This window comes from Kitasatospora sp. NPDC086801, assembly GCF_044745805.1.
Lineage (GTDB): Bacteria > Actinomycetota > Actinomycetes > Streptomycetales > Streptomycetaceae > Kitasatospora.
The window spans coordinates 12,297-32,257 of sequence record NZ_JBIVAX010000041.1 but is presented as its reverse complement, the minus strand read 5'-3'; the positions used below and the strand labels follow the sequence as shown (position 1 = coordinate 32,257).

Below are 19,961 nucleotides of genomic sequence, written 5' to 3'. Positions count from 1 at the left end.
CGTCAGCGCCGGACGTCATCGCCGGGCGTCGAAGCGAAGGTCCACGAAGGCCCCGACCAGCCCCCCGAGCGCGACGGCCGGCACGACCGCGTCCCCGGCACGGCCGGCCAGACCGCCGGTGACCAGCACGAACGCGACGGCGGCCAACGCGCCCGCCCAGGCCGGTCCCGATCGAGGCAGCAACGGCACGGGCCTGCCGTCCCGACGCCGCCTGATCCACTTGACGGCGAGCAGGAGCACCGCGACCGCGAGGAGCGGCGGCGCCATGACGTGCGCGGAGGTTCCCATCCGGTCAACCCTTCCGTTGGAGTCACCACCGGTACGGTAACAGGCGTGCGGGCGCCCGATGATGGCGCTTCCCTGCTGCTCTCGCCGATCCGGGTCCGGGTCCGGGTCCGGGTCCGGGTCCGGGAACATGACGACGACCACAGCGCAGGAAGCGTTCCTGAAGGCCTTCCACGCCGAGCATCCGGCGCCGACCCCTCGCCCCACGGCGGCCAGCGCTACCTGCCCATCCGCCGCGACTTCGTCACCGGCGAGCGCTCTACCGCGGCCGGGCTCGCGAGCGGGTGTCTCCGGCCGCTCTGGTCGCCACCGCCAGCACCAGGTGGAAAGTCGAGGAGTCATTCGAGTCCGGAAAAGGACTGACCGGTCTGGATGAAATGCCGGCCGTCCGATCCTGACCACTATCCTGAGCCAGTGCTTCATGAGCTCTGGGACGAAGGCGAGGAGGGCAAGACGTTCTGCCTGGCCGGACCGCGCGGAGACGGGGCTCGTGCGCTCTTGTCCGAACGTGCCCGGCTCGTGTGGACCGTCGAGGCCGCGAGTTACTTCGACGCGATGACGTTGTACTACCAGCGCATGGGCTGGGGCACCTACACCGCAGAGCACCCAGAGTGGGACAGACAGACCTACGCCGAGCACGGCTGGGAATGATCTCCCGTTCCATCCCTCCAGCCACGCCTCACGAACGACAGCTGGAGTACTGGCACCTGAATATTTCATCACGAGAAATATTCAGGTGGCCGTCGGCGTTGGCCACGGAGCCGGGTGCGGGAAGGCCCCGCACGGCTGGAGACGGGAGCGACGCCGTGCGCGTGGAGATCTGGACCGACATCAACTGCCCGTGGTGCTACATCGGCAAGGCCCGGTTCGAGCAGGCCCTGGAGCGGTTCCCCCACCGCGGGGACGTGGAGGTCGTCCACCGCTCCTTCGAGCTCGACCCCCACTCGCCGGCCGAGGCGCGGCCGGTCGTCCCGCTGATCGCCGCCAAGTACGGGCTCAGCCTGGAGCAGGCCGAGGCGGCGGAGGCGCGGATCGCTGACAACGCGCGCGGGGAGGGGCTGGCGTACCTCCGCGAGGGGCGCGACGCGGCGAACTCCTTCGACATGCACCGCCTGCTGCACTTCGCCAAGGACCACGGGCGGCAGGGGCAACTGCTGGACGCGCTGTACCGGGCCAACTTCGCCGACGCGCGGTCCGCGTTCGCGGAAGGGCGGCTGGTCGAGCTGGCCGTCGAGGCGGGGCTGGACGGCGAGGCCGCGGCGGCGGTGCTGGCCGATCCGGACGCCTACGCGGAGGCCGTGCGCGAGGACGAGGCGACGGCGAGCGCGATGGGTGCCACCGGGGTGCCGTTCTTCGTGTTCGGCCGGCGGCTCGGCGTCTCGGGCGCCCAGCCGGCCGAGACGTTCACGGCGGCGCTGGAGCAGGCCTGGGAGAGCCGAGCGGTGGTGCCGCTGCTGGTCGGCGGCAGCGGCGGTGGCACGAGCGGTGACGGCAGCGGCGAGGTCTGCGGGCCGGACGGGTGCGAGCTGCCGCAGCGGTGAGGTGAGGGGCGCGGAGCAGGAAGTCGGCGGGGCCGACTTCCTGCTCCGCCGACTTCCTGCTCCGGGGGTGTCAGCGCTTGGGGGCGATGAGGCGGATGCCGGTCCAGTCCGCAGCGGCGCTGATGGCCTTGGTCGAGGCGAGGCCGGCGGTCTGGGCGGCCTCGTTGACGTCGCTGGGCTCGATGTAGCCGTCCCGGCCCGACTTCGGGGTGAGCAGCCAGATCGTGCCGCCCTCTTCGAGGAGGCCGATGGCGTCGACCAGGGCGTCGGTGAGGTCGCCGTCGTCCTCACGGAACCAGAGCAGGACGGTGTCGGCCACGTCGTCGTAGTCCTCGTCGACGAGGTCCTGGCCGATCAGCACCTCGATGCCCTCGCGGAGATCCTGGTCGACGTCCTCGTCGTAACCGATCTCCTGGACGACCTGCCCGGGATCGAACCCGAGCCGGGCCGCCGGGTTGGTGCGCTCTGTCGTCATGCCGGTGTTCCTTTGACTTGGAGGCGCCTGTCGCCTCGCATCCGGGTAGCCAACCAGACGCGGACGGTGGGCGGCGCGGAACACGCCCGGGATTTGACGATGCATCAGATCTCGCGGCAGGAGACGATCCCAGCCGGGCTGACGGCCAGCAGGAGTTGGGAGCCCCCGGCGGCATCGGCCCGGGCGATGGCGGCGCCCAGCTCGCCGGGCGGGAGGGGGAACGTGTGCGGGCGCAGGTCGACGTCGTGCGCCACGACCGCGTCGCCGTCGACGTAGAGCAGCAGGTATTCGGCGACGTCGGACACGTCGGGTCCCCTCCCCTGGGGTGGCTGGCGCTTGGCGCTACCCACGCTAGGGGCCGCGCGGGGCGCGGTCGGTGGCATTCACCCGGCACCACTCCCACGGGTGAATGCGGTCGAGGACGGGCGGGGGTTGAGACGGGCGGGGTGCCCGGCGGCGTTACGGCCGGCGGCCTCGCGGTAGGCGATCCGCTGGACGGCGGTGAGCAGGCGGTAGAGGTTGAGGGCGGCGTCGGAGTCGTCGGCGGCGAAGCCCAAGTGGAAGATGAAGGTTTCGAGTTCGCGCCAGTCGAAGTCGTCGGGGACGGGCTGGGCGGCGCCGGGGGCAAGGGTGTTGAAGGCGGCGGCGACGGCGTAGTGGGTCGCGGCGAGGGCGTTGGCCAGGGGGTTGGGGCCGAAGTCGGGCTCCGGGACCGGGTCGGACATGTCAGGGGTCCTCCTCGTCGGGCTTTGCAACGTTGAGTGCGGTGATGACGCCCAGGACGACGGTGGCGATCGCCAGGGCGAGGAGGACGGCGAAGGCGGCGGCGATCAGGAAGCGCACGGGTCTTCGCGGTCTCGGTCGGCGGCGAGGAGGAGGGAGAGGAGGTTGAGGAGCGTGGAGGCCGGGGCGGTGTTGAAGCGGACGAGGACGCGGCCGTCGATGGTGCGGTCGATGGTGGCGGAGGGGAAGACGAGGCCGAACCTGCGGCCGCGCTCGTCGACTTCGGCGAGGAGCGTGCGGATGTGGTCGTCGGTGTAGTACCGGATCCGGGGGTCGGTCGGGAGCATCGGGCGGCGGCGGGGAAGGGGCATCAGGCGGCGTCCAACTGCAGCTCGAACCAGACGGCTTTGCCCTGCTTGCGCAGGTCGGCGCCGAAGCGGTGGGTGAGGGAACGGACGAGGTGGAGGCCTCGGCCGGAGAGGGCGTAGGGGTCGACGGGGGCGCACGGCTCGGGCGGGAGGGCCTGGCTGTCGTCGCAGACCGAGACGCGGAGCCTGCGGTCGAGGAGGGAGAGCACGACGAGGGGCGCGAGGCTCCCGGCGTGCCTCCACGCGTTCGCCTGCTGTCTCTTCCCGTAGTAAGAGGGTCTGAATGAATGCCCCGCCCAGGATCGGCCCGGACGGGGCTGTGAGGGGTCTAGCGGGTCTTCGGCGGGGCGCAGGGGGTCCGGCACGCCCAGCGGACGTAGGACGGGCCGCTCACACGGTCGATGACGCCGATGACCTTGCCGTCAGCGGTCTTCGTGCCGCAGAGGGAGCACGGGTGCGCCTTCGGGGCGTCCGCCATCACGCCACCGCCCCGGCAAGGGTGTGCGGTACACCGGTCACCACGGTGTCGAGCCAGTGTGAGGGGTCGGGAAGATCCAGCGCGGCGGCGAAGGCTGCGGCCCGGCGGGCTCGGACGGCTGCGGCTTCGGTGACGTAGTGCTCGGTGTGGGCGATCACGTGCATCCGGACCGGTTCCCACTCCGGCATGATCGTGCGGGCAATGACGTGCGGCGGGATCGGCTGCCGGAATCCAGAGCACAGCGGCAGCGTGTTTGCGGGACGCTGCTCGGCAGCTTCGCCTTGTTCCCACGGTGCGCGGTGCTTTCCCCGCGCCGGCAGCAGCAGACGCAACGCCCAGAGGAGTGCGAGAACGATAAGCTGAATCATGTCTTAGCTCCGAGAAAGCTAGGGCCATCCCCGGGACCGTTGGCGCGGTCGCCGGGTTTCTTGTGCGCCGACCTTACTAGGGGTCCCTACCCCTGTCTATCACCCCCTATAGCACCCGACTCCCGTCAACGGTCGTCGGCGGCTACCTTCATGGCATGGAGTTCGACCCGACCCGCCCCAAGTGGCGACAGATCCGCGACGAGATCGCCCGCAAGATCGAAAGCGGCGAGTACCCGCCCGGCTACCTCATTTCGGCGGTGCAACTCGAACGGGACTTCGGCGTGGCACGGGCGACTGTCCAGAAGGTCACGGCGGCGCTCCGCGAAGACGGGCTGATCCGGACTGAGACGGGGATGGGGAGCTTCGTCACGGACCGCACGAAGTAGCCCCGCCCAGGTGAACCCGGACGGGGCCGTTTCCGGAGAAGTCAGCGAGACACAGGGAGGACGAAGCCTCGCCCCGGACCGACCTCACTGGACCTACCCCGAACAAGGGTGAGTGCCGTGTCGGTGACGTCCCGCCGGGTGTCGGGGTCGGTGCTGTCGTACACCCACCACTGGCCATCCGGGTTGTCCGGGTCTTCCGGGGAGACGACTCCCCGAATGCCCAGGCTCCGGAGCGTTGCGGCTACTCGCTGGGCTTCGTTTCGATCCATGCTCGCGCCCTTCCGTGTCGGTGCGCCCAGGCTAGTGCGCTTCGCCGCCCCCACCACCGCCACCACCGCCGTTGCAGTGGGAGGCGCACCCGCCGGGGTTGATCGGTCCGCACCCACCCGGGACGGGGGTGTGGGAGCACTGCGCAGCCACGGCCACCAGCGCACGGGTCGGGCCCGTCCACAGTTCGCGGTCCGGGGTGTAGCCAGCCTCTTCGATCAGAGCGACGGTCCGCACCAAGGCCGCCTCGTCGTGGCGCTCCGGGTCGGGGCGCTCGGGGTAGTGGTGGACGAACCCACCGAGCCTGCCACACAGTTCGGCGTACGGGCGGGTGTGCAGGATCAGGGCGTGCCACCCCTCGTCCACGACGTTGGACGGGGTGATCCGCACCTTGGGGAACGTGCGGGCGGTGGCGACGAACTTGAGCGCCTCGATCACGATGCGCTCGGCCATGGCGGGCGCCATCCCCGGGTTGCTATCCAGGACCGTGAACACGACCCCGTTGAACTGGTCGGGGGTGAGCAGGCTGCGGACGCCGGGGCCGGTGTCTCCCGGCGGGCGCTCGGTCGGAGTGGTCATACTGGTGTCTCCTCACATCGCGCGGAGTTCCGGACACCGGTCGGCGTCCGGTTCGTACGGTGTTGCGGAACCCGCTCCGGTCGGCTGCCTGCCAGGGATGACGGCCGGGGCGGGGGTCTATGGAGCCCGTTAGGTCCGGGCGCTGGGCGGGCGGTGAAGACGGTTCTTCTCGTAGTGGTTCTCCACCCTCACCGGGCCCGCGCACGTGAACGACAGGTCGACCGGCTTGCCCTGCTCGATTCGCCGGATCTTGATCGTCGTGTTCCTGATTTGCCCGGACACCGGATCGGCGGCCTGATCCCGTCGAACCACCGTCCACAACCGGTTCATAGTGTCTCGGAAGGAGCCCCCCGGCGGCGGGAGTTGAAGCCGCATGACGCATGTGGCGGGCTGGGGGCACCGACACCTGGTGGAGTTCCCGCCCGTGTGAACGGCGGCCTCGACGTGCAGCTCACCGGGGCGCTTAGTCGCCGCCACGGGTCAGCCGGCGGGGTGGTGGGTCACGGTGACGTCCGCCCATTCCTGACGGCTTCCGGGTTCGTACTTCCAGGCGCCGCGCGACTCGGCCACCGCCTTCGCGTGGCGAAGAAGGATCTCCCCGAAGTCCGCCATCTCCGGCGGGACGTCCAGCGTCCACCACCGCCGCGCCGCTTCCGAGATCAGGTGCGCGGCAAGTCGCTCGAAGCTGTGCGTGGCGGCGAACCCGTGGACGTCGGAGCCACCGGCGCTGAAACCGGGAACGCCACGCTGCCCCAGGAACACGTACTCAGCCCGCCAGGCTTTGCCTTCGGGGTTGAAGCCGCCGCTCGACGTCTCGCCCATCACGCGGTCCACCGCGCGAGCAGGGCCGGTTGAACAACCTTGTAGTTCACGGGCGTTCCCGTCAGTCGTGGTCCAACGGTTGAGCCCGCCCCGGTCGGCTCAGCGACTTTGGACGGTCGGCGCGGCCGGGGCGGGGGTCTGTGTGCCGGCCCCCCAGTTGTTTGTCAGAACGCCCAGGGGACTGGCGCCCGCCCCAGGGTGACCGGGCTCGGACCAGGAGACCCATAGCCCCAGGACAGGGGTCGTGAGGTGGTCCCGCCCGTCCGTAACGGGGGTTGTTGCACGGACGGACGAGACCAGTTCCCGTACCGGTGTCGCCCACCGTTTTCAGCCCCGGAGCGGGGTACGGGAGATGAGACCGCCCCGGGCCGCTATCTGCCATGACTGCGCGCCCGGGACGGGGCTTGAAGGGGCTACTCGTCCAGGTGCCGGGGGGCCACTTGGGCGTGTTGATCGTTGGTGCCGTCAGGCCATAACCGGCGCGGGCACGCTGTGGACCCGCTTCCGGCCGCAGACCTGAACGGCGGTCTCGAAGGGGTGCGTCACCACGAAGTCCGGCGGCAGCAAGTAGCCGAAGCGGCGACAGGCACAACGCCATTCAGCGATGCCGTCCGGTCGCGGTGGGCCAGGGCTGAGTTCATCACCGCACGGGCACCGGTTGGGTTTCTCATCCTGCATGCGCACTCCCTCAAGACAGGGCTGGTCGCGGATCAACCGACGGCCAGTCAGTGAACTAGTCCAGCATGAAGAGTGGCCTAGTTCGGTCGCTACGGTTCCGAGTGAACTAGTCTGCTCAAGCGGGGTACCGTCCATCGAGCGGAAGCGAGCGAACATGCCGAGCAAGACGCCGAAGACATGGTCTGTGATCGCGGATCACTACCGGCAGCGAATCCTGTCTGGGGGGCTGGAGCCGGGCGCGAAGCTGCCCAGTAACAAGGAGATCGCCGGTCGTTGGAACGTCGCCGTGGCCACGGTAAGCCGTGCACTCCAGCACCTCCAGGTGGAGGGCTATCTGCGCACGTCACCACGCGGAACGTTCGTCGCAGACGACCCGCGCGTGAGCGCCAGCAGTCGGGACCGTCTTGCCCGGGTGCAGAGGGTCCAGTCCAGCCTCATGGAGGGCGAGACCAGCCGTGTGACGGCTGCCGAACTCGTCATCCCGCCGCTCTACGTCGCGGATCTCTTCGATCTGGAGCACGGCGCCCAACTGGTGCGTCGCGAATACATCGCTGGACGCGGTAAGTCGCGCACCCTCTTCGCAGTGTCCTGGTACCCCGCGCACTTCGCGGCTCTCGTACCCGACTTGCTTAACACGGCACCGGGGCGCAACGACGGGATCACGGCGCGGGTTCTCGAAGCCACTGGTCGAACCATCACGGCGGCACGCGACGACATGCACGCGCGAACGGCAGACCAACGAGAAGCAGCCGCCTTGGCAGTGCCGGTCGGCAGCTCGATCCTGGCGCTCGTCCACCGCTGGTCGGATGACGAAGGGCTGATCGAGTACACGGAGGCTTGCCTGCCTCCCCGGTTCACCATCGGCTACGAGTACACGCCGTAGGCGGACCCAGAATGCAGAAAGACCCCAGCGGAATCCGCTGGGGTCTCTTTGCTGTTGGGAGCATGTTCCGGACTCTGATCGCGCGGTTAAGGTGCGCTTACAGGGCGCTTTCTAGCGGGTTGAGAACGTCAACATGCCGAAGCTGTAACGGTGTTGACGCGTGGGGGGCCTGAAAACGGCGTTACACCCAGGGCGCGTGTTTCGAGCTGCTACCGGGATCGCTGCGGCGGCAGAGCTGGGAACTTCGGCAGCGCCCTGCCCACCCAGCGTGGCCACGATCAGGCACGTCGACGGCATGCTGTGCAGAGGACCAGCCAGGCATCCGAACGCGCCTCACGCTCGGTGCCAACAGGCAGCTTGTCCTTTGGTGCGTAGGAGTATCGCGGGCAGGAACGGCAGCGAACCGGAACCCACAACCGTTCACCACCGTCCCGCAGCGCTCGCCCGGCCGGCTGAACCCAAGCGGGTCGCATCCACGACGGCCATTCGCTGAACCACTCGTCTGCGCCAGGAAGTTGGGATGCCTTGAACCCAACAAGCTGCCGGTCGTCGCCGACGCGGTGACCGGTCTCGACCTTCCGGCCCCAGCCCTGTGCGATGAGGTACCCCCCGACATCGGAGGGCACCACCACCCGCATACCCGCCCCTACCGGGGCCCGGTCGATCCGCAGCCCGGTCAGCAGCTCAACGAACACGGTCAGACCCGTACGGCCAGGCCAGCGCCCACCAGCCACTCCACCTCACTCTGTGGAACCTCGTAGATCTCCCCGTTCTGGAGAATCCGGGAAGGCGTGCCATTGCGGGCCGGGCCGTATCCCATCCAGCCGGTCATGCGGACGGAAGCGGTCGGCTCGTTGGTGTTGAAGTTGGTCATTGCGGTGAACTCCTTATCAGGCGGAAACGGTGATCTTGCAGACGGCGGCAGCGTTCGGAACCGCGATCGCAGCGCGGGCGATCGCGCGGACTGCCGTACCGTCCTTGAGGAAGCCGAATTGATTGCTGATCTCGAATCCGGCGTCCTTGCGCCAGACGGCGAAGACCTGATCCGCCTCGTACACGAGAATGTCGGTATTCGGCATGAACGAGGAGAGCCACACGGGAACCCCGAGGATCGACCGCTGGACCCCGGCAGTGGGAGAGCCAGCCGACTCACTCAGAAGCGGCTTGAGTGAACCGGACATCTCTCGCAGCGCCATTAGCGAAGACCACGACTTGGGCGCCATGACGATTGCCGAAGCCTTCGCGTTGGCGGACTCCAGGAGGCCGAAGGCCGACACGAACGGGTCCAGGTCCTTGAGACCGCCCGTGATGGCGAGCTTCTGAATTCCGGCGGTGTTGGCTATGCCGACAAAACCCTTCCCGGTGCCGGTGCCCACCAAGGCTTCCCTGTCGAATCCCAGGGCGACCGTACGTAGCAGCGACTTCGCCATGGGGTTCAGAAAGGCGGGGCCGCCATCCTGGATCAGCTCGTTGGCGATCAGGTCAGCAACGGCGATCTTCTTCGGAGTGACCTTGAGCGGCTCGGCTCCGAAGCCACCGGTCGGAAGGTCGTCCAGCTCCCCGACGAATCCAGCGGAGAAGTCCGACCGGATCACCGGGAACGAGTAGGTCTCAGCGTCCGTCTCCACTCGGTTCACGCCGGATGCCATGACCACGGACTGCGGCGCGAGAAGGTCAACGAAGTTCTTCGCCACCTGCTCCGGAGAGAACGCCTTTCCCGTGCTAGGAGTGGTGATTCCCCGGGAAATTTCCAGCGAACGGTGCATGAGTTCCCCGGGTGTGGCGCTCGAAGATGCCTTCGTGAACCTCTCGGGGTAACCAGCCGACGCAATACCGCGAAGCGGAGAGTGCGCACGCATTGCCGAATCCTCGGCGGCAGCAGCAGAGATATGCCGCTTCGCGTTCGAGTCTTCCTCTGCGATGAGATCGAGAAGCTCGCTCTCTCGCTTCTTCTCGCCGCGAGTAAGTGAACGGTTCTTCGCACCGTCGGTCAGTTCGCGAAGCTGCCTTATGGCGGCCTCTCGCCTGTCTATCGCTACTTGCGCAATCTCGGCATGGTTCATGCGACACTCCACTCTAGGTACATTCAGCAGCTGGAGAACGCGCGGTGCCGAACTGCGTTCTCCCACTTCCTCTAGAGCGCAAGCACTTCCTGGGGCGACGACTGGTGTTCTGGCGTTTCGATGGTCAGTTCTGGGATGCCTTAGAGATCTCTATGGTGTGTAGAAAACAGGTACCAAAGCACCAGAACGCCAGGATTCCCGCTGGTTCTGTCGTGCGCACGCCATAGAGCCCCCAAAGAGAAGCCCCAGCAGGCACCGAAGCGCCGTACCGGGGCTGCCAGGGTCGCTAGGCCGCTACTTTCCTTGAGCCTCCCATTCGGCCATGCGTCGAGCCGTCTCCGCTTCAAGGTCGGCAAGGCGTCCTTCCGTTGCGCGGACTCGTTCGACGGCTGCGGGGCGGCTCCTCGCCAACCATTCCTTGCCGTAGCCCGTGCTGTACAAACCGGCCGCTTCGTCCTCTGCCATGTTGGCGACCTGCTTTTTGGCTATCTCGACTTCGAGCGTGGCACGAAGGCTGTCATAACCCCCCAACTCACTGCCTACGCAGGTGTCCAGTAGGTCCCGGACTCGCTGCGCCACTTCCTCGCGGCTCTTTGCTCGGTCCATGCCTTAAGTCTTCCTCTCCGTACGGGTGCAGGTGGCCATGCACCCTAGCGCGGTCCTGGGCGCCCCTCTGAGGCATGAGAAAGCCCCGGCAGGCTCAGGGCCTGCCGGGGCTGCCTTGGGGCCGTCAGGCGGCCTTGGCGGACTCGTGGATGCGGAGACGCGATCCCGGGATGAACGGCTTGCCGCTCATCGGTGGCTCTGCGATCTCCCCCGCCGGGTCGTGGTCGATCTCGGTAGAGATCTCGAAGCCTGTCGGGTGGTTCTCGCCGCCCTTCTTCTTCATTCCTCTGCGGGGGAACAGGCGGACCACAACGCCGTGTTCCGCCAGCATCTCGCGCCGGGCGACGTTGTCAGCGGCGTGCCACTCGTCCGCCACCGTGCGACCGGTTGGAATGCTGTACCAGCCTGCGGGCCGTTCGGGCTGCTTCTTCAACTCCGTGATTTTGTCGGTGATCCGCTTGTACTCGCGCTGGTACCAGGCGGTGTCTTCCACCGAGTCATACAGTTTCGCCTGCCGGTCGGCACGCAACCGCTGCTTCGCCGCCTCGTGCTCGGCGATCTCGTTGGCGATCCCGTTGCCCGGGTCGTAGATGCGCTGCATGAGCTGACCGGCCCCGAACCGGCCCAGGAACCAGGACTCCACCTCCTTGTCCAGAGCGGCCACCCCGAACGAGGGAGCCGGCTTGCAGTGCTGCGCGTCTTCCCACGCCAGCGTGCGAGCCCGGCAGCCCCACGCTGGAATACTCACCCGCTTGCCGTCAACGGTTATATCCGCCGAACCCGCTCGTTCCGCTTGGTGGCCGCAGACGCCACACCACACCCTGTAAGACAGCAGTGCCGTTCCCCTTGGGGCCGGGCGCTTCCTCGGGGTCGCACGCTTCGGCCCGAGCTTCGCCATCAGCGCATCATGGGTGGGCCGGTCCCACAGGGGCGGCGCAATGCGGACAGGCATGCCGTCGTCACCGATCACCGCACGGCGATCGTGCATCAGGTAGCCCATTGCAGCTTCACTGAGGAGTATTCGGACCAGGCTGTTCGGCCGCCACGGAGCCCCCTTCGGCTCACGGCCGTACAGCATTGCAAGTCGATCCCCCGGATTGGGCACGCCCGCCCGGGTGAGTCGGTGGATCTCAGTCCACGGCGTGATGCAGCCCGTTTCGTCAGACAGGATGCGCCGAACCACTTCCCGGATCACCTCTGCGGACTCGGGATCGATCTCAGTGTGCGAGATCTTCGCTGTCGGCCCCGGGCGTACATGCCGGTAGCCGTAACTCGGCTTGTTGGCCACCTGCCCAGCCGACCGGGCACGACGGGATTCCTGTCGGTTGCGGGTCCGAATAGCCCGGTGCTCCATCTGCGCACCGAAGAGCTTTAGAGTGAACTCGCTTTCCTGGTTGGGGTCTTGGAGATCCCAGATGCCCCGATGGTCGGCCGTGACCAGTAGCTGTCCGCGCCGGCTGGCGTCTCACGCGAGGGTGAGCCCTTCGAGCACATCACGACCGATGCGGTCGACGGACGACGCCACTAGGCCGTCAAAGGGGCCTTGTTGACCACGGAGCCACGGGCCGAGTCGAGGCCGGGTGTTCGGGTCGGTTGCGCCTGACACCTCCCAGTCATCGGCCCACGCGATGATGTGCCCGCCGACTTCCATAGCCGCCGACAGCACATAGTCCATCTGCCGCTCAGGGCTGCTGGTCGATGCCCGGACTCGGGACAGGCGGCGCAGTCCCAGTAGGCACTTCCCGCATCCGTCGTATGGGGTTACGGGCGCTTCGGTGCTGGTCAGGGTCTTCGGTGCCATGGTTCACGCTCCCTACTCGTCTCACACCACGGGAGAGCGCAGGGACTTCCAGGGCACTACTACGTGTAGCGCACCTAGGCGTTGAAGAAGAGTTCGTGGAGGGCGAGTTCGGCGTCGGAGATGGTGGAGGGCGGACAGCCGGCGGCGGTGAGGAGGTCGCACAGCTCGGTGCGGGCGGTGGTCCAGTCGGGAGGGTTGGAAGCACGCATGGGAGACCCCGGGAGGGAGAGGGGGGAGCCACTGACGATCCGTCATGTGACCGGTGCAACACTGAGAGTAGGGGGGTCTATGACAACATTGCAAGGCCGTCACTCGTTGGTGGCATCCCGGATGGGTTGTGCGCGAGACTGCGCCGACAGGGAAGGATGATCGTGGGATACAAGGGACCAATCAGCCAGCGGCAGCGCAGATTCGGCGAGGAGTTGCAGCTTCTGCGTACGGCCGCCGGACTGTCTGCGCCGGAAGCTGGCGCGCTGGTGGGCATGAAGGGTCCGGCGGTGAGCCACACCGAGGCTGGCCGGATCACCCTCAACCCCGAGCGCCTTGAGATCTGGCTCGACGCCTACGGGTGCAACGATCCTGCCTATCGCAAGATCCTGGCCGAGATGGGCCGAAGCACTGGCAAAGGCTGGTGGAGCAGCTTCGAAGGCAAGGTTCCCGACCTCTCACTCGACCTTGCAGAGCTCGAAGACCGTACGACCCGTTTCGACAACTACGAAACGCTCTACGTTCCCGGGCTACTTCAGCTTCCCGAATACGCCGAGGCTCTCTACAAGGATGGCTATCGCAATGGTCCATGGGATCTGACAGCCGCGGTCCAGTTCCGCATGGACCGCCAGTGCGTTATTGATAGCCAACGAGAGTTCCGGTTCGTCATCCATGAAGCGGCCCTGCGAATGCTATTCCCTGGCCCGGACGTCATGAGGGCTCAGCTGGTCCACCTACTGGATGTGGCAGAGCGTCCCAACGTGACCATCCAGATCCTTCCGTTCGCAGCGCCCAGGAAGCCTTCCCAGTCTGGCCCCTTTCTCTTGTGCGATCCCGGCTGCGTCGACCTCTCGACGATCGTTCTAGATGTGCCCGGCAGTGCGGAGCACAGCGGTGACCCTGAGAGCATTGCGGGGTACCTGTGGAAGTTCCAGCAGTTGAGCGAGATTGCGCTGCCAGCCATCGACGCAACATCGGCACGCGGCCACAGCTCACGTAACTCATGGGGGCTTCTCCAGTATCTCCTTTACCCGCTACAAGCATGAGAGGCGTCACAAATGCCCGAACTCTCCTGGAAGAAATCGTCGTTCAGTGGTGGAGATGCCGGCAATGCATGCCTGGAACTTGCCACTGGCAACGAAGCCATCCGTCACCTCCGCGAGTCCGACGACCCCGACGTCATCGTCACCACCACCGTCCCCAAACTCCGCGCCTTCATCCTCGGAGCCAAGGCAGGCGAGTTCGACCACCACATCTGAACTCCCCCCGCACGCCCGGCGGTCAGCACACTTGGTGCTGACCGCCGCTCTGTGCCCGGGCGCCCGCACTGGGCTAGCGTGGAGTCCATGTCGAGTGACCTGCCCGCGTTCCGGGCATCCCACGAGGACCGGGACCGCATCGTAGAAACGCTGCAGGTCGCCGCCGCGGACGGCCGGCTCACCTCCGACGAGCTCGAAGCCCGGCTGGAGGCCGCGCTCTCGGCCCGGACGCTCGCCGAGCTGGCCGAGCTGACCACCGACCTGCCGAACTTCCCGTCCACCGTGCCCGCGCCGAAGGACGTGCTGGTCATCGACCAGCACGGCGGCAAATACACCCGGACCGGACGCTGGGTGGTCCCCCGGCACATCGAGTTGCGGCCGAAACATTGCACGGTCACCCTCGACTTCACCGAGGCGGTGATCACGGCCGACACCCTTCTGATCGACTCGGCCCTGCGGTACGGCAAGCTGCTCATCATCAGCCCGCCGGGCCTCGTCACCGTCGACACCGACGGTCTCACCCTCACCTACTCCACGGTCAAGCAGCGCTCCGACGGCGGCGACGACGCCACCAGGCCCCGGCTCCGGATCGAGCTCGTCGGCACCCTCAAACACGCCAAGGTCATCGCGCGCGCTCCCCGCCGCCGCCTCTTCGCCATCTGAGGCAGCCCCACTCCACAGCTACACACCCTCGCCCGCTCGTCGATCCCGACGAGCGGGCGCTCCCGTTGCCCAGCCGGCCTCCCGCCCTCAAATATCCCGCCATGACGCATCGTTGGCCGATTCCCGCCTTCCGGCACGACCACGCCGGTGACCTCCTCTTCGAGCATCTCGGCTGCGCGCGAACCCCGGCCGTCCCGCGAAGATCGGCGCCCGGAGGGTCGAGGCCGTGGTCGAATCTCCCAAACGAACGATGCAGTTCTTCCCGGAGGTGAACGATGCCCGCAGATCCCCCACTTGAGGACCTGCTGCGATCCTGCACCCACTCCGCGCTTCACCTTGAGATGCGCGACGGCTACATGCGGGACGACCCGCTGTTCCTCCGCTGGCTCGACGGGCACCGGGACGACCTGGCCGACCGCTCGTCGTGGTGGAACCCGTGGTTGCAGCTGATCCACGAAACCACCGCCCGAGGCGTCGAGGTCCGACGCGCCCGCGTGGTGTCGGAACCGGTGAGTGAGTACATCCGGTTCGAACACGAGATCACGTTCCGGAACGTCGTTTCCGGCGAACAGGTCAGGTGGCTCCCCCGCCAGCAGACGACCGACCTGGCCCTCCCGGGCAACGACTTCTGGCTCATCGACGAACGGCTTCTCGTCGTCCACCACTTCAGCGGCGAGGGTGACTTCGTCGATGACGAGATCAGCACCGACCCACAGACCCTGAAGCTCTGCCACTCCGCGTTCGAGGCTGTCTGGGAGCGCGCGGTGCCACACGAGGACTTCCGGCTCCACTGACCGGTGCACGCGCGTCATCCGGCGTCCAGCAAGGCAATCTGGCGTTAGCCAGGTGCCGTAGGAGGAGGCCGCACCCGCCCGCTCGTTGGAGCCCAACGAGCGGGCGGCAAACGTCCTACCGCCCTCTTGACGGCTATCAACCGGAAGGGTGAGGCTCACGCACACCGGTGCACCCCACTCGACTACGGGAGTGAGAATGGCCCTGAGGTTCCTCGGCATCATCCCGAACACCCCGGACACGGACTCGCCGACGATCTGGTTGGACGAGGAAACCGGAGACTTGCTGATCCAGTCCTACAAGGCCACGGACAACGAAGTGAAGGCATGTCAGGAGATCGGTTCGATCCCCGGCTACTCCACCGACGTGCCCGATCACGAGACGATCATCAGGCTTCCCAAGATCATGCTTCAGTTCATCCCCAAGCCCGACAGTGAGTAGGAGCGATGACAAACCCGGTACTTGAGGGCCTGGCCGAGGCCAAGGTTTCCGCCGTGCATCTTGAGATGCGCGACGCCTACCAACCCAGCGACCCCGAGTTCATCGCATGGCAGCAGGGGAAACGCCTTGACCCTGCTGCCGAGCGGTCGTCCTGGTGGCGCCCGTTCCTGGACGTGGTGACCGAGACGACGGCGCGCGGTGTCGCGATGAGGCGCGCCCGGATCGTCTCCGAACCGGTCACCGACTACATCCGGTACGAGTACGACGTGACGTTCCCGAACGTCCGAGCAGGCGAGCAGATCCGCTGGCTTCCCCGCCGGAAGGCGGCCGACATCGCGTTGCCCGGCACCGACCTGTGGCTGTTCGACGGGTCGTCGGTGCTGTTCACGTACTTCTCGGGTGTCGGTGAGGTCGTCGACCGTGAATGGCGCACCGAGCCGGCCGTCGTCGAACTGGTGAAGTCGGCATTCGAGGCGGTGTGGGACCGGGCCACACCGCACGAGGAGTACCGGCTTCACTGATCCACCATGACCGCCTCACCCTCTTCAAGTGCCCAGCAGGCCCGTCATGTTCTGGCGAATCGACTTGCCGAACTGTGCCGGGATGCTGGGCTCACCGGGCTTGGCATCGCACGCCTGTGTGGCTGGCATCCGTCGAAGTCGTCCCGGATCATCAACGCCAGAACTCCCCCGTCCGCCAACGATATCCGGGCGTGGTGCCAGGCATGCGGGGCGGAAGATCAAGCCGAAGACCTGATTGCCTCGCTGCGGACCGTCGAAGACATGTGGATCGGCTGGCGGCGCATGGAGCGGTCCGGGCTCAAGCGGGCGCAGGAAGCGCGCCTGCCCCTGTACCAGCGCACGCGACGCTTCCGCTCGTACTCGTCATGGCTTGTGCCCGGATTGATCCAAACTCGCGGCTACACCGAGTCGGTGTTGCGCGCTGTGCAACGCCGCAGGGTCGAGGTGGACGACGTGGCCGAAGCGGTGACGGCTCGCATGGAGCGTCAAGCCGTCCTGTACGAGGGGGGCCGACGGTTCGCCTTCCTCATGGAGGAGTCGGTGTTGCGCAACGGGCTCGGCGGCGCTGACGTGCTGATCGAGCAGCTCGGTCACCTGCTCACGGTCGGCTCGCTGCCAAGCGTGAGCTTGGGCATCGTGCCCGATCGGCCGGGTCGGACACGGATGCCGGTGGAGGGGTTCTGGATCTTCGACGCTGCCCAGGTCAATGTCGAGCTGGTCTCGGGCTATCTCACGATCACGCAGCCCAGCGAGGTCGCAACGTATGCCGACACGTTTGCCGAACTGGCTGACATGGCGGTCTACGGCCCGGACTCCCGGACGCTGATCACCTCGGCGATCAACTCTCTCGGGTGAATCTGTGCAAGGTCGTGCAACGTCGTAGAGCCCAACCAGCCTGTGTTCCTAGCGTGTTGCCATCGGGTCCAGCAGCTCCGAGGGAGCGACCGACCCGACCGACAGAGAGGGGAAAACCATGGGCAAGCGCGGTGGCGGCTCGGGCGACGGCAAGGGCGGCGGGCAGCAGGACGACTCCAACAAGGGCGCCGGGCACGGCGGCGGGTCCGACGAGGGCGGCAACACCTCGGACGGCCAGAACCCGGCGGGCGGCAGCGGAAAGTGACCAGCGAAACGCACCAGGAGGCGGGCCCCCAGGGGCTCGCCTCCGCGCTGGTGGCCGGCGGCGCGCTCTCCTCGGACTGGCTGCCCTCCTTCAACGCCGTACCCCGCGAGCTGTTCGTCCCGGACCGCATCTGGCCGGGCATCTCTGACGGCTCCCGGCAGAACCCCGTGGTGTACCGGTCTCAGGACCCCGAAGCATGGCGGAGGGCGGTCTACTCGGACATCCCGCTGACCACGCAGTGGGACGACGGCGACCACCAGGGCGACGGGCTCGGCACCACCCCGAGTTCGTCCAACTCCATGCCGACCATGGTGTTCTCGATGCTCCAGGACCTCGACGTACGCCCGGGCCACAAGGTGTTGGAGGTCGGAGCCGGGACCGGCTGGAACGCGGGCCTGCTCGCCCACCGCCTGGGCAACCACAACGTGGTGACCGTCGAGTACGACCCGAACGTCGCGCGCGGCGCCCGGAAGAACCTGCACCGGGCCGGACTCGCACCGACCGTGGTCGAGGGCGACGGACGACAGGGCTGGCCGGACGGCGCCCCCTTCGACCGGATCATCGCCACCTGCTCCCTGCTGGAGATCCCTCCCGCGTGGCTGGAACAGACGGTCCCCGGCGGAATCATCGTGGCGCCCTTCGGCACCGAGTACGGTGGCGAGCAGATCGTCAGGCTGACCATGAGCGAGGACGGGAGCAGCGCGAGCGGGAGGTTCACCGGAGGCTCCGCGTTCATGCGGCTGCGCCAGCAGCGCACGGACCGGCCGCCCTTCGAGGACTACCTGCACGGCCAGGAGTGGCCGGCCGACGGGGTGCGGAGCACCACCGGCCTGTCCCCCCGGGCCACGGGCGGGTGGTTCGAGCAGTTCGTCATCGGGGCGGCCGTACCCGCCACGTTCTGGCGGACAGAGCGCTACGACAACGGCGCGTACACACTCTGGCTCTACAGCCGCGACACCCTCTCCTGGGCCTCCGCCGACTACGAGCGGGACCGCACCGAGTACGAGGTCTACCAGTCCGGCCCGCGCAGACTCTGGGACGAGGTGGAGGCCGCGTGGCGCTGGTGGGACGGCCATGGCCGCCCCGGCTTCGACCGCTTCGGCCTGACGGTCACGGCCGGCAGCCACACCGTGTGGCTGGACAGCCCGAGCAACCCGGTGCCGGTCCGAGGCTGACGGCAGAAAAAGCGAAAACCCCTGCCCTGCCCGCGCGTTGGGGACCGACCGGCGGGCGGGGCTGCCCCCGGTGGGCACGGTTGCTGCCCCCGCCATCCCTATCGCTCCGGGTGTGGGCGGGGTATCCAGGACTCACCGGCCATCGACCCGAAGGGACGCCGATGAGGACCAGCGACAGTGACGACAAGGCGCACGCCCCCTCGACCGCCCGGACACCCGCGCACGCGCCCGCACCAGCACCCGCGCTGCTCGGGCTCCAGGCGAGCGTCGGGAACGCCGCCGTCGTCCAACGGCTCCAGCGGGCCGGCCAGGTACAGCGCTCCGCCGCCGCCGTCCACGACGTGCTGCGCAGCGGCGGCCGCTCGCTCGACGGTGCCACCCGCGCCGACATGGAGGCCCGCTTGGGCGCCGACTTCTCGGACGTCCGGATCCACGACGACAGCGCCGCCCGGAGCTCCGCCGCCGAGATCGGCGCCCGCGCCTACACCTCCGGCAACCACGTCGTCATCGGTGACGGCGGCGGCGACAAGCACACCCTCGCCCACGAACTGACCCACGTCCTCCAACAGCGGCAGGGCCCGGTGGCGGGCTCCGACAACGGCTCCGGGCTGAGCGTCAGCGACCCGTCCGACCGCTTCGAGCGCGAGGCCGAGGCCAACGCCCGGCGGGTGATGTCCGGCCCGACCGCCGGCCACGCCTCCGCCCACGCCGCCGCCCACGCCTCCGCCCACGAGGACGAGGAGCACCTGGGCTGAGGCGTCCCGCCCGGCAGATCAACGGGATCGTTCATCGTTTGTCTACTGCCTTGGCCCATGGTCAGTGCCACGGGGCGCCCCGGACTTTCACGGGCGCGATATGGACGAAAGAGGTACCCGGGGATGAAGGCAGTGAAGGCAGTGCGACGCCTGGCCGTGGGGGCGGCGACCGCGGCGCTGGCACTGACGGGGACGATGCTGGGGGCGGGCACCGCGCAGGCGGCGTACGACCCGGCGACCCACACGCTGTGGAACGACGAGCCGCTCTACCCGGGCTGGCACGTCGACTCCGCGAACTCCCGGCTGATCATGCAGCCCGACGGCAACCTGGTCGTCTACCGCGGGTACAACACCCCGAACCCGGTGGCCGTCTGGAACACCGGCACCAACGTGAACCGCTGCGGGTACAAGGCGGTCATGCAGTCCGACGGCAACCTGGTCGTCTACTCCGCCTCCGGGGGCGTCTGCTGGGCCTCCGGCACGTACGGGCATCCGGGTGCCCGGCTGGTGGTGAAGGACCTCGGCGGCGTCGCCATCTACTGGGGTGACGGCGGGGTCCCCATCGTCACCACGCCCAGCAGCGACGTCCGCATGTGGGCGCTGTCCTCGGACCTCTACTGACGCCCCGCCCAGGCAACCGCTGCCCCGGCATCCGCTGCCCCGGCAACCCCCGCACGGCGTGGCCCCCGCACGGCGTGGCCCCGG

The 19,961-nt window shown here is 67.8% G+C and carries 30 protein-coding genes and 1 pseudogene; 15 read left to right on the top strand and 16 right to left on the bottom strand.

Features of this window, described 5'->3' with window-relative positions; all coding sequences use genetic code 11:
* Window positions 1–15: 15 nt before the first annotated feature.
* A complete protein-coding gene (locus tag ACIPLC_RS30995) occupies window positions 16–288 on the bottom strand; it encodes a hypothetical protein (protein ID WP_400476353.1) in 273 nt (90 codons plus the stop codon).
* 411 nt (window positions 289–699) lie between these two features.
* Here ACIPLC_RS30995 and ACIPLC_RS30990 point away from each other — a divergent pair, with 411 nt between their 5' ends.
* Window positions 700–936, top strand: a complete 237-nt coding sequence (locus ACIPLC_RS30990) for a hypothetical protein (RefSeq protein ID WP_400476352.1) — start codon at window positions 700–702, stop codon at window positions 934–936.
* A gap of 155 nt (window positions 937–1,091) precedes the next feature.
* The gene (locus tag ACIPLC_RS30985) at window positions 1,092–1,826 is read left to right on the top strand and encodes a DsbA family oxidoreductase (protein WP_400476351.1); all 735 of its coding nucleotides are present in this window, start codon (window positions 1,092–1,094) and stop codon (window positions 1,824–1,826) included.
* A 70-nt stretch (window positions 1,827–1,896) separates the two neighbouring features.
* Here the strand turns inward: ACIPLC_RS30985 and ACIPLC_RS30980 are convergent, their stop codons facing one another.
* The 7 genes from ACIPLC_RS30980 to ACIPLC_RS30950 all read right to left on the bottom strand — a co-directional run bounded on the left by ACIPLC_RS30980 (window position 1,897) and on the right by ACIPLC_RS30950 (window position 4,238).
* Window positions 1,897–2,301, bottom strand: coding sequence for a DUF3052 domain-containing protein (locus tag ACIPLC_RS30980; protein WP_400476350.1), 405 nt, complete (start codon window positions 2,299–2,301; stop codon window positions 1,897–1,899).
* A gap of 104 nt (window positions 2,302–2,405) precedes the next feature.
* Window positions 2,406–2,606 carry a hypothetical protein gene (locus ACIPLC_RS30975; protein ID WP_400476349.1) on the bottom strand — a complete coding sequence of 67 codons (201 nt, stop codon included), beginning with the start codon at window positions 2,604–2,606 and terminating at the stop codon, window positions 2,406–2,408.
* Window positions 2,607–2,684: 78 nt separating this feature from the next.
* Complete coding sequence (locus tag ACIPLC_RS30970; protein ID WP_400476348.1) at window positions 2,685–3,026, bottom strand: hypothetical protein; 342 nt, start codon at window positions 3,024–3,026, stop codon at window positions 2,685–2,687.
* A 105-nt stretch (window positions 3,027–3,131) separates the two neighbouring features.
* Window positions 3,132–3,395: a hypothetical protein gene (locus ACIPLC_RS30965; protein ID WP_400476347.1), complete on the bottom strand. Its 264-nt coding sequence runs from the start codon at window positions 3,393–3,395 to the stop codon at window positions 3,132–3,134.
* Window positions 3,395–3,601 (bottom strand): ATP-binding protein, encoded by a 207-nt coding sequence (locus ACIPLC_RS30960; RefSeq protein ID WP_400476346.1) that lies wholly within the window; start codon window positions 3,599–3,601, stop codon window positions 3,395–3,397. Before ACIPLC_RS30960 ends, ACIPLC_RS30965 begins: the two co-directional genes overlap by 1 nt.
* A gap of 119 nt (window positions 3,602–3,720) precedes the next feature.
* Window positions 3,721–3,870: a hypothetical protein gene (locus ACIPLC_RS30955; RefSeq protein WP_400476345.1), complete on the bottom strand. Its 150-nt coding sequence runs from the start codon at window positions 3,868–3,870 to the stop codon at window positions 3,721–3,723.
* Window positions 3,870–4,238, bottom strand: coding sequence for a hypothetical protein (locus tag ACIPLC_RS30950; RefSeq protein ID WP_400476344.1), 369 nt, complete (start codon window positions 4,236–4,238; stop codon window positions 3,870–3,872). The genes ACIPLC_RS30955 and ACIPLC_RS30950 overlap by 1 nt, the downstream gene beginning before the upstream one ends.
* A 155-nt stretch (window positions 4,239–4,393) precedes the next feature.
* On the opposite strand from ACIPLC_RS30950, the gene ACIPLC_RS30945 reads away from it, so the two are divergent.
* The gene (locus ACIPLC_RS30945; protein ID WP_400476343.1) at window positions 4,394–4,624 is read left to right on the top strand and encodes a GntR family transcriptional regulator; all 231 of its coding nucleotides are present in this window, start codon (window positions 4,394–4,396) and stop codon (window positions 4,622–4,624) included.
* 300 nt (window positions 4,625–4,924) lie between these two features.
* On the opposite strand, the gene ACIPLC_RS30940 is transcribed toward ACIPLC_RS30945, so the two are convergent.
* Both ACIPLC_RS30940 and ACIPLC_RS30935 read right to left on the bottom strand, forming a co-directional pair.
* Complete coding sequence (locus tag ACIPLC_RS30940) at window positions 4,925–5,470, bottom strand: glycine-rich domain-containing protein (RefSeq protein ID WP_400476342.1); 546 nt, start codon at window positions 5,468–5,470, stop codon at window positions 4,925–4,927.
* Between the two features lie 480 nt (window positions 5,471–5,950).
* A complete protein-coding gene (locus tag ACIPLC_RS30935) occupies window positions 5,951–6,304 on the bottom strand; it encodes a hypothetical protein (RefSeq protein ID WP_400476341.1) in 354 nt (117 codons plus the stop codon).
* Window positions 6,305–7,124: 820 nt separating this feature from the next.
* On the opposite strand from ACIPLC_RS30935, the gene ACIPLC_RS30930 reads away from it, so the two are divergent.
* Entirely contained in the window at window positions 7,125–7,853 is a 729-nt protein-coding gene (locus ACIPLC_RS30930; protein ID WP_400476340.1) for a GntR family transcriptional regulator, read from the top strand.
* Window positions 7,854–8,550: 697 nt separating this feature from the next.
* Here ACIPLC_RS30930 and ACIPLC_RS30925 read toward each other — a convergent pair.
* The 6 genes from ACIPLC_RS30925 to ACIPLC_RS30900 all read right to left on the bottom strand — a co-directional run bounded on the left by ACIPLC_RS30925 (window position 8,551) and on the right by ACIPLC_RS30900 (window position 12,532).
* Window positions 8,551–8,727 (bottom strand): hypothetical protein, encoded by a 177-nt coding sequence (locus ACIPLC_RS30925; RefSeq protein ID WP_400476339.1) that lies wholly within the window; start codon window positions 8,725–8,727, stop codon window positions 8,551–8,553.
* Between the two features lie 16 nt (window positions 8,728–8,743).
* Window positions 8,744–9,916 (bottom strand): phage major capsid protein, encoded by a 1,173-nt coding sequence (locus tag ACIPLC_RS30920; RefSeq protein ID WP_400476338.1) that lies wholly within the window; start codon window positions 9,914–9,916, stop codon window positions 8,744–8,746.
* 294 nt (window positions 9,917–10,210) lie between these two features.
* Entirely contained in the window at window positions 10,211–10,522 is a 312-nt protein-coding gene (locus ACIPLC_RS30915) for a hypothetical protein (protein ID WP_400476337.1), read from the bottom strand.
* Window positions 10,523–10,646: 124 nt separating this feature from the next.
* Window positions 10,647–11,810, bottom strand: a complete 1,164-nt coding sequence (locus ACIPLC_RS30910; RefSeq protein WP_400476336.1) for a hypothetical protein — start codon at window positions 11,808–11,810, stop codon at window positions 10,647–10,649.
* 177 nt (window positions 11,811–11,987) lie between these two features.
* A complete protein-coding gene (locus tag ACIPLC_RS30905) occupies window positions 11,988–12,323 on the bottom strand; it encodes a recombinase family protein (protein ID WP_400476335.1) in 336 nt (111 codons plus the stop codon).
* 74 nt (window positions 12,324–12,397) lie between these two features.
* Window positions 12,398–12,532, bottom strand: a complete 135-nt coding sequence (locus ACIPLC_RS30900; RefSeq protein WP_400476334.1) for a hypothetical protein — start codon at window positions 12,530–12,532, stop codon at window positions 12,398–12,400.
* A gap of 162 nt (window positions 12,533–12,694) precedes the next feature.
* On the opposite strand from ACIPLC_RS30900, the gene ACIPLC_RS30895 reads away from it, so the two are divergent.
* The 11 genes and pseudogenes from ACIPLC_RS30895 (at window position 12,695) to ACIPLC_RS30845 (ending at window position 19,877) form a co-directional block, all read left to right on the top strand.
* Complete coding sequence (locus ACIPLC_RS30895) at window positions 12,695–13,576, top strand: helix-turn-helix domain-containing protein (RefSeq protein WP_400476333.1); 882 nt, start codon at window positions 12,695–12,697, stop codon at window positions 13,574–13,576.
* Window positions 13,577–13,588: 12 nt separating this feature from the next.
* Complete coding sequence (locus ACIPLC_RS30890) at window positions 13,589–13,789, top strand: DUF397 domain-containing protein (RefSeq protein WP_400476332.1); 201 nt, start codon at window positions 13,589–13,591, stop codon at window positions 13,787–13,789.
* Window positions 13,790–13,876: 87 nt separating this feature from the next.
* On the top strand, window positions 13,877–14,452 hold the full coding sequence (locus ACIPLC_RS30885; RefSeq protein WP_400476331.1) for a DUF1707 domain-containing protein: 576 nt from the start codon (window positions 13,877–13,879) through the stop codon (window positions 14,450–14,452).
* A gap of 275 nt (window positions 14,453–14,727) precedes the next feature.
* Entirely contained in the window at window positions 14,728–15,246 is a 519-nt protein-coding gene (locus ACIPLC_RS30880) for a DUF6879 family protein (protein ID WP_400476330.1), read from the top strand.
* 196 nt (window positions 15,247–15,442) lie between these two features.
* Window positions 15,443–15,685, top strand: a complete 243-nt coding sequence (locus ACIPLC_RS30875) for a hypothetical protein (protein WP_400476329.1) — start codon at window positions 15,443–15,445, stop codon at window positions 15,683–15,685.
* A gap of 5 nt (window positions 15,686–15,690) precedes the next feature.
* Window positions 15,691–16,206 (top strand): DUF6879 family protein, encoded by a 516-nt coding sequence (locus tag ACIPLC_RS30870; protein ID WP_400476328.1) that lies wholly within the window; start codon window positions 15,691–15,693, stop codon window positions 16,204–16,206.
* 6 nt (window positions 16,207–16,212) lie between these two features.
* Window positions 16,213–17,061, top strand: coding sequence for a helix-turn-helix domain-containing protein (locus tag ACIPLC_RS30865; protein ID WP_400476327.1), 849 nt, complete (start codon window positions 16,213–16,215; stop codon window positions 17,059–17,061).
* A 118-nt stretch (window positions 17,062–17,179) separates the two neighbouring features.
* Window positions 17,180–17,326: a hypothetical protein gene (locus ACIPLC_RS30860; protein WP_400476326.1), complete on the top strand. Its 147-nt coding sequence runs from the start codon at window positions 17,180–17,182 to the stop codon at window positions 17,324–17,326.
* Complete coding sequence (locus tag ACIPLC_RS30855) at window positions 17,323–18,501, top strand: methyltransferase domain-containing protein (protein ID WP_400476325.1); 1,179 nt, start codon at window positions 17,323–17,325, stop codon at window positions 18,499–18,501. Before ACIPLC_RS30860 ends, ACIPLC_RS30855 begins: the two co-directional genes overlap by 4 nt.
* A gap of 161 nt (window positions 18,502–18,662) precedes the next feature.
* Window positions 18,663–19,217: pseudogene (locus ACIPLC_RS30850) on the top strand (DUF4157 domain-containing protein); the annotation flags it as partial.
* Window positions 19,218–19,379: 162 nt separating this feature from the next.
* A complete protein-coding gene (locus tag ACIPLC_RS30845) occupies window positions 19,380–19,877 on the top strand; it encodes a hypothetical protein (protein WP_400476324.1) in 498 nt (165 codons plus the stop codon).
* Window positions 19,878–19,961 lie beyond the last annotated feature (84 nt).